General features: G+C 63.0%; 9 protein-coding genes. 2 read left to right on the forward strand and 7 right to left on the reverse strand.

The window, feature by feature from the left end; all coding sequences use genetic code 11:
• Positions 1–104 precede the first annotated feature (104 nt).
• Positions 105–1,979 (forward strand): sensor histidine kinase, encoded by a 1,875-nt coding sequence (locus B9A23_RS20060; protein ID WP_139797600.1) that lies wholly within the window; start codon positions 105–107, stop codon positions 1,977–1,979.
• A gap of 65 nt (positions 1,980–2,044) precedes the next feature.
• Positions 2,045–2,713: a response regulator gene (locus B9A23_RS20065; protein ID WP_084281069.1), complete on the forward strand. Its 669-nt coding sequence runs from the start codon at positions 2,045–2,047 to the stop codon at positions 2,711–2,713.
• 101 nt (positions 2,714–2,814) lie between these two features.
• Here the strand turns inward: B9A23_RS20065 and B9A23_RS22470 are convergent, their stop codons facing one another.
• Genes B9A23_RS22470 through B9A23_RS20095 form a run of 7 tightly spaced genes read right to left on the reverse strand, consistent with a single transcriptional unit; the run spans position 2,815 to position 7,358 of the window.
• On the reverse strand, positions 2,815–3,024 hold the full coding sequence (locus B9A23_RS22470) for a hypothetical protein (protein WP_139797601.1): 210 nt from the start codon (positions 3,022–3,024) through the stop codon (positions 2,815–2,817).
• Positions 3,025–3,061: 37 nt separating this feature from the next.
• On the reverse strand, positions 3,062–4,834 hold the full coding sequence (locus tag B9A23_RS20070) for a SulP family inorganic anion transporter (RefSeq protein WP_084281071.1): 1,773 nt from the start codon (positions 4,832–4,834) through the stop codon (positions 3,062–3,064).
• 6 nt (positions 4,835–4,840) lie between these two features.
• The gene (locus tag B9A23_RS20075) at positions 4,841–5,179 is read right to left on the reverse strand and encodes a protein tyrosine phosphatase family protein (protein ID WP_176218095.1); all 339 of its coding nucleotides are present in this window, start codon (positions 5,177–5,179) and stop codon (positions 4,841–4,843) included.
• A gap of 10 nt (positions 5,180–5,189) precedes the next feature.
• Positions 5,190–5,636, reverse strand: a complete 447-nt coding sequence (locus tag B9A23_RS20080; protein WP_176218096.1) for a YeeE/YedE family protein — start codon at positions 5,634–5,636, stop codon at positions 5,190–5,192.
• A gap of 2 nt (positions 5,637–5,638) precedes the next feature.
• Positions 5,639–6,067, reverse strand: coding sequence for a YeeE/YedE family protein (locus B9A23_RS20085; RefSeq protein ID WP_084281075.1), 429 nt, complete (start codon positions 6,065–6,067; stop codon positions 5,639–5,641).
• A 12-nt stretch (positions 6,068–6,079) separates the two neighbouring features.
• Positions 6,080–7,012 (reverse strand): MBL fold metallo-hydrolase, encoded by a 933-nt coding sequence (locus tag B9A23_RS20090; RefSeq protein WP_084281077.1) that lies wholly within the window; start codon positions 7,010–7,012, stop codon positions 6,080–6,082.
• A 4-nt stretch (positions 7,013–7,016) separates the two neighbouring features.
• Positions 7,017–7,358, reverse strand: coding sequence for an ArsR/SmtB family transcription factor (locus B9A23_RS20095; protein ID WP_084281079.1), 342 nt, complete (start codon positions 7,356–7,358; stop codon positions 7,017–7,019).
• Positions 7,359–7,571 lie beyond the last annotated feature (213 nt).

A 7,571-nucleotide genomic window follows, 5' to 3' on the forward strand; every position in this document is an offset into this window, starting at 1 on the left:
TTCCCGATGGCACGATTTCGGAGCAGGCTATCGATTGCATCGCTGTATTGCTGCGTTAATGATGCCGCCGGAGAGTGCGGGGGGAATGCCGGGTGGTTGCGCGCGTGAACTGGCGCCAGCTTGCAAAGCTGGTGGCGATGATCTGTCTGGTCCAGGCAATCTATTGGCTGCTCATCGAAAAGCCGCTGTTCCGTGCCGATCCCGGTAATGCGCCTCCGGCGGTGGAACTGACTGGCGTGCAGGTCGCGCGCCTTTCCGAACCGACCCTGGCCGCAGCAAACCGCGCCCGCTTCGAGGATGTCGAACTGCCTTGGACGCATTGCTGCGATACTGCCATCTTCGCGGTGCGCATGACGTTCCGGCTGGATGACCTGCCGCCGACCGGCCTTGGCATGGTATCGTTGCTTCAGGTGGACAATTACCGGCTCTATGCCAACGGCAGTCTACTGGTGGGCGAAGGGCGGATGGAACCGGGCAACGGCACGTTTCATGGCCAGAAGACCTTCCTGACCCGGATACCGGCCGGCCTGCTGCAACGCGGCAACAACACGTTGACATACATCACCCTGCGCGATGGCTACCCCTATACCGACATCTTTCCGCCCCGGCTGGGGGAATATGAAGCCATGCGCGCCCATGCTGCGGGCAGGCTCTGGGCGCTGAACGATTTTCCCCGCTATGGCGCCGGGCTGCTTGGTCTGCTTGGCCTGCTTGCAACCGTCATGGTCTTCCGGTCCGATGACGGGCGCTTTGCCGGTTGGCTCAGTGCGCTGTGCGGAGCGTTCGTGGCGAACTACCTCTACATGGTGCAGCTCGATCCCCCCTATGACGGATGGGGGCGCATGCTGGCATTTTTTGCCGTAAACATGTTCATCCCGACAGCGTTGCTGTGCTTCATCGATGCCTGGACTCGCAAACCGGTGCGCTGGCTGATGCCATTGGCCATCGCATTCTATACGCTGGTCATATCGTTCGTCGCATGGCGGTTGTTTGCAACACCGATGCCCGATGCCTTTGATGTTCCCACAGTGGTGTGGGTCTGGGTATTGGCCGCTTTCAGTTCGGCCACGCTTGCGCGGCTTCTGTGGCATTTTGCGCGGGAGCCGGAGGATCGCCTTCTGGAAAGCGCACTGATGACCGTGCTTGCGGTTGCCACGTTGCTTGATGCGTTGGGCGGCTGGTTTCCCGATTTTGGCCTTCGCGAAGGCTATCTCAATAACGCTGCACCGTTCCTGATGCTGGCCATGCTCACCGCGTTCTTGTCGCGCAATTTCCGCCTGTTCCAGTCACAGGCGGCGCTAAACGCGCTTCTGCAGGAAACGGTCACGCAGCGCGAGGCGGAATTGGCTCAGGCCCATGCGCGCGAACAGGACCTCGTTCGCCAGCAGGCCCACGATGCCGAACGCCGTCGGATCATGCAGGACATCCACGATGGCCTCGGCAGCCAACTCATGTCGATGCTGCTCTCAGCGCGACTGGGAGAGGCAGAACCGGCCAAGGTTGCCGAAGGTCTTCAGGCCGTGATCGATGAAATGCGCCTGATGGTCGATTCAATGGATTCAGTTGGTGAATCGCTCGAATCTGCGCTCGCCACGTTCCGTGCCCGGATGCAGCCGCGGATTTCGGCAGCGGGGCTTCGATTGGAGTGGCATCAGGACGATGGCTTGCGCTTTCCCGATTATGGTCCACGCGATGTGCTGCAACTGTTCCGCATCCTGCAGGAAGCCGTGACCAACGCGCTCAAGCATTCCGGCGCGACAGCACTGGCGGTAACGGTTGCCAGCCAAACCGATTCCACCATCCAGATTGCCATTACGGACAACGGGCGCGGCAACGCTCAGGCAGGGGTCGGGCGCGGCATGGCCAACATGAACCGTCGCGCCGAAGCGATCGGCGCGACTTTCGCGCTAACCTCCGATCCGGCCCACGGAACCCGGATATCCCTGTGCCTACCGGAAAGGACATCTGAACTGACATGATTTTCAGTTCCGCCATGCCATGAAATGGCATGGCGAGCCTGCGTGCAGCGTGATAGGCCAACACCATGTCCGATCCTGTTGAAACTCCTGAAAAGTCGATTGTGCGCATCGCCATCATCGAGGACGACCCGATGGTGCGCCAGTATTTCATGCGCATACTGTCCGCCAGCGAAAGCCACGATGTCGTGGGTGTTGCGCCCGACATTGCCACGGGCCGCGCGCTGATTGCGCTCCGGCCTGATCTCTTCCTGATGGACATCGGCCTGCCCGATGGCAGCGGCTACGACCTGGTGCCCGAGATCAAGGCTGGCTGCGATGCCAAAGCCCTCATCATCAGCGCTTTTGGCGATCGTGACACCGTCGTTCGCGCACTTTCGGCCGGGGCCGATGGGTATCTGCTGAAGGACAGCACACCCGAACAGATACTTGATGGCATCGCCATCACGCTCGATGGCGGTGCTCCTGTCAGCCCCGCAGCGGCGATCTATCTGCTCGATCTGCTGCGCAATCCCGTCAAGCCTGCCCTTTCTCAGGAACATTTTGATGATCCGGGTCTAACCCCACGGGAAATGGACCTTTTGCGGGCCTTTGCTGCTGGGCGCAGCTATAAGGAATCCGCCCGAGATCTTGGAATTTCACCACATACGGTCGGCAATCACGTAAAGTCTATTTACCGCAAGCTTGAGGTGCGCACGCGCAGCGACGCCCTGCGCATGGTCGGGCTGAAGAGCTAAGGAAGGGCTGTTCCCTGTAAAGATGACGGGTTTTGCCGGGTTAGCTGCCGTTGATCATGCCGCGAATGAACGACGGCTCAGTCCCACGAGGCGGCGTCCCACTACCGGCAGCCCGCGACCAGGTTCAGTCGTTCGCGGGCGGCGTGTTGAACGGCAGCTTGCGCTGAAACCTGCCGCTGGAGCGGCGGGAAGCTGTCCGGCAGCAGCGCGACCATGCCGGTCATTTCCAAAACAAAAAGAAGACGTGAGCTACCTTGATTTACCATGTTGCGGCAATCGATCGGCGACAGCGGAACGGCTAATAGCCGCATGCAGCGGTTCTTACGTCGACAAGCCAATCCATGCGACTCAGATCAGTCCGCGCGCAAGCCACAAGTCTTCGCGCGGGGTCATGGCGCCTGCATCGTCAGGCGCTGACAGCAATGTCGAAAAGGCGTTGTCCTGCGACAGGAACACTTGGCCGGTCAGATCGGCGAGCAAGTGTGAACGGGCCAGCCGGTCCATCACGGGGCCTTTCACTTCAGACAGGTGCAACCTGATGCCGGCATCGGCGAGGCGGTGATTGATCGCCTCAAGGCTTTCGAGTGCGGACGCGTCAATCGCGTTGATGGCCGAGCCCATCAAGATGACATGGCGCACCTGTGGCTGCTCGGCGATTTCCTCGAGCACGTACTCCTCCAGCCAGCGAGCGTTGAGGTAAGTGAGGCTCTCGTCGACGCGGATCGTGATGATCGCGGGATCGGTGACAACAGTGTGGCGAGCGACATTACGAAAATGCTCGGTTCCCGGCACGCGCCCCACAATGGCTGCATGGGGCCGCGAGGTTCGCCACAACAGCAGCGCCAGGCTCAGCGCGACCCCCGCCATCACGCCAGGCTCCACCCCAAAACCGAGCGTGATAAGTATCGTCGCAGCCATTGCCGCGAAGTCCGCCCGCGAATAGCGCCAAACCGTGCGCACGGTCTGGAAGTCCACCAGGCTGAGCACGGCGACGATAATTGTAGCGGCCAACGTCGCTATCGGCAGCGAGGCCAGCAGCGGAGTGAGGAACAATGCGGCGATGGCGATTCCAACCGCAGTGATGGCGCCCGCCGCAGGCGTCTCCGCTCCCGCATCGAAATTCACCACGCTGCGCGCGAACCCGCCCGTGACGGGATAGCCGCCGGAAAACGACGCGGCGATGTTGGCCGCACCCAGCCCGATCAGCTCCTGGTCCGGGTCGATCCGCTGGCGCCGCTTGGCCGCCAGGGTCTGCGCAACCGAGACGGACTCTACGAAGCCGATCACCGACAGCAGCAGCGCTGGGACAATCAACTGCTGCCACAGGCTTAGGTCAAACAGCGGAACCGTGAGGGGCGGCAGGCTCTGCGGAATTTCGCCGACGACTTTCACACCTTTGGCTTCGAGATCGAAGGCGGCCACCGCCATGGTCGACAGCACCACCGCCGCAATCGGCCCGGCCTTGGCGGTCAGGTCCGCCGGGCGGGCCGCCATGCCGAGCCGCATCAAGGTGGGCTTGAGACCCTTGCGGACCCAGAACAGGAACGCGAGCGAGGCGAGCCCGATGATCAGCGTCGGCAGATTGGTGGCACCGATGTTGCGGGTCAGCGTCGCCAGCAGCTCGGGCATGGCTTCGCCCGACGCCTGGATGCCAAGGATCGACTTCGCCTGCCCCGTCGCGATGATGATGCCGGATGCGGTGATGAACCCCGAGACCACCGGATGCGACAGCAGGTTTGCCAAAAATCCCAGTTTGAGCACGCCCATCAGCACCAGGATAAGGCCGGACAGAAATGCCAGAACCAACGCCGCCGCGATGAACTCAGGAGTCCCCGGCGGCGCCACAGTGCCTGCGGCGGCCAGTGTCATAAGCGAGATCACCGCTACCGGCCCCACCGCGAGCGTGCGGCTGGTGCCGAAGATAGCGTAGGCGAGGATCGGGAGGATCGAGGCGTAGAGGCCCACTTCGGGCGGAAGACCCGCCAGCATGGCATAGGCCAGGCTCTGCGGGATGAGCATGATCGTGACGATGCCCGCCGCTACGCCGTCGCTGACCAGCGTCTGCCGGTCGTAGCTGCGGCCCCATGCCAGGATGGGCAGATAGCGAGCGAGCTTCGACACCTCGGCTTACTCAGGTTTCCCGGCGAGTTCCCACAGGCCCGTGGCGCGCGCGCCGGTGCGGCAGAAGCCAACGACCTTGCCGTCGCACTCGCGCAGGGCTTTGGCGAAGCGCTCGCCGTCGTCGGCGGTGGCCTGTCCCGGTGCGACGGGAATATGGGTGTAGGCGATGCCGTGCCGCGACGCTGCGGCGGCCAGTTCAGCGGACGTAGGTTGGCCCGGCTCCTCACCGTCGGGACGCGCATTGACGATGCCCTTGATGCCGCGCGCGGCCAACTCGCCGACTTCGGCCGGTTCGACCTGCGGGCGCACGCTAAGTTTGGGGGAAAGCTGCTTGTACTCGGTCATCATGGGTCTCCTAGTTGGCAGATCGGGGGGCAGGCTGGCTTTCGCTGAGCGCGGGCAACAAGCGATGCGCGATCATGCCCACCAGCATCGCGGCCACGAACAGCCAAGCCTGCCACGCGCCCAGCACCAGCCCGGCCAGCGCGGGGCCCGGGCAGAACCCGGCGATGCCCCAGCCGATGCCGAACAGCGCCGCGCCGGTCAGCAGGCGCCGGTCGGGCGCAGCGTTCTCCGGCACCACGAAGCGGTCTGCCAGTACCGGCCGCGTCAGCTTGCGCCGGACCAGGTAAGCGAGGGCGGACGGGAGCAGCGCGGCGCCCATCACGAACATCAGCGTCGGGTCCCATTGCCCCGTCACATCAAGAAACGCCTGGACGCGCGCCGGATTGACCATGTCGGACAGGACCAGTCCAGCGCCAAACACCGCGCCGACAAGCAAGGCGGTAAGGACACTGCGCATAGTCAGATCCCCATCACGTGCCCCACGACGAAAACCGTCAGTGCGGCGGTGGCCATGAATGTCAGGGTGGCCGCAATCGATCGCGGCGACAGGCGCGCCATGCCGCACACGCCATGTCCGCTGGTGCAGCCGTTACCGAGCCGGGTTCCGAACCCAACCAGAAGTCCGGCAACGATCAGCGCGGCTGGCGATGCGGCGATTAACAGCTCCGGCCGCCGCACGAACGCTGCTACCAACGCCGCGCCGAGCGGCAGGCCGATCACGAACGCCGCCGCCTGGCGCCACGGGGGCCCGCCTGCGCCGATCCGCGTTGCGGTGGCGAGCATTCCGGACACACCAGCGATACGACCGTTCAGCAGCAGCAGCAGCGCCGCCGCCCCGCCGATCAGCAGGCCGCCGGCAATCGCCACCAGGGGGGAGAGAGGTTCCATGGCTGAAAGCTCCTAGCGCAGCACGTTGAGCGGCAGCTTGAGGTACACTTCGCCGTTGTCCTCAGGCTCGGGCAGGTGGCCGCCGCGCATGTTGACCTGGATCGCGGGCAGGATCAGCTTGGGCATGCCCAGCGTGGCATCGCGCTGCGTTCGCATGGTCACGAACTCGTCCTCGCTGACATCCTTGTGCAGATGCACGTTGCCGGTCCGCTCCGCCAGCATGGTGGTTTCCCACACGAAGTGGTCGCGATTAGGCGCCTTGTAGTCGTGGCACAGGAACACCCGGGTGGCGTCCGGAAGCTGCATCAGTCGCCGCACCGAACGATACAGCGCGCGCGCATTTCCCCCCGGGAAGTCTGCCCGCGCTGAGCCGTAGTCCGGCATGAACATGGTGTCGCCGGTAAACAGCGCATCCCCGATTACGTAGGCCATGTCGGCTGGGGTATGGCCGGGCACATGCAGGGCGATCAATTCCAGCTCGCCGATCTGCAAGGTGTTGCCGTCGTTCAACAGGACGTTGAACTGCGATCCGTCGCGCTCGAAGCGGGTGCCTTCGTTGAAGATCTTGCCGAACATCTTCTGTACCGTGACGATCTCAGCCCCGATGGCGAGCTTGCCGCCGAGCTTCTCTTGCAGGTACGGTGCCGCCGACAGGTGGTCGGCATGAGCGTGCGTTTCCAGCAGCCACTCGACCGCCAGACCTTCCGACTGAACGTATGCGATCACCGCGTCTGCCGAGGCATAGCCAGTGCAGCCCGAGGCTTGGTCGAAGTCGAGCACGCTGTCGACGATCGCCGCCTTGCTGGTAGTCGGGTCGCTTACCACGTAAGTCGCGGTGAAGGTCGGCTCGTCGAAGAACGCCTTGACGATTGGCCCGGGCTTTGCGCCGGAGACGACGGCCTTCACCCCGGCAATGGCAGCTTGAAGATGAGTGTCAGTTTCCATCAGATCAGCTCCTGTTCGGTTCAGTCGCACCTGCACCGCCCAGATCAGGGCAAAACAGGTCATGAAGGAGAGACAGCAGTTGCAGCGCCTTTGGATCGCTCACTCTGTAAAACACGCTCTGCGCGTCCTTGCGGGTGGTCACCAGCTTCTGCTCACGCAGCTTGGCCAGATGCTGAGATAGCGCCGATTGGCTCAGGCTGACGCGATGCGCCAGATCGCCGACCGACAGCTCGTTGCCTTCAGCTAGATGACACAGCACCAGCAGACGAGGCTCGTTTGCCAATGCCTTGAGCAAGCTGACAGCCTCCGCCGCCTGCTCCTCGAACTGCCCGATTGGATCTGCCACCGCTCTCTCCGTTAGACACCACTAATTTAGTAATGTCTAATAGAAAGTCAAGGGTCCTTGGCTGAGCTTTGATCCTGGAGTGTTTTGCTCCCGCGAAATCGACGGCTTAGCTAAGGGCTGTGGATCGGCGTGCAAAAGGGACCCCGTTAGCGGGGTGATCGGCGTCTAAAAGGGACCCCTCATTCCGATGGTGTAGCGGGCTGCCTGGAGTTG

The organism is Novosphingobium sp. B1 (genome assembly GCF_900176395.1).
Taxonomy (GTDB): Bacteria; Pseudomonadota; Alphaproteobacteria; order Sphingomonadales; family Sphingomonadaceae; genus Novosphingobium.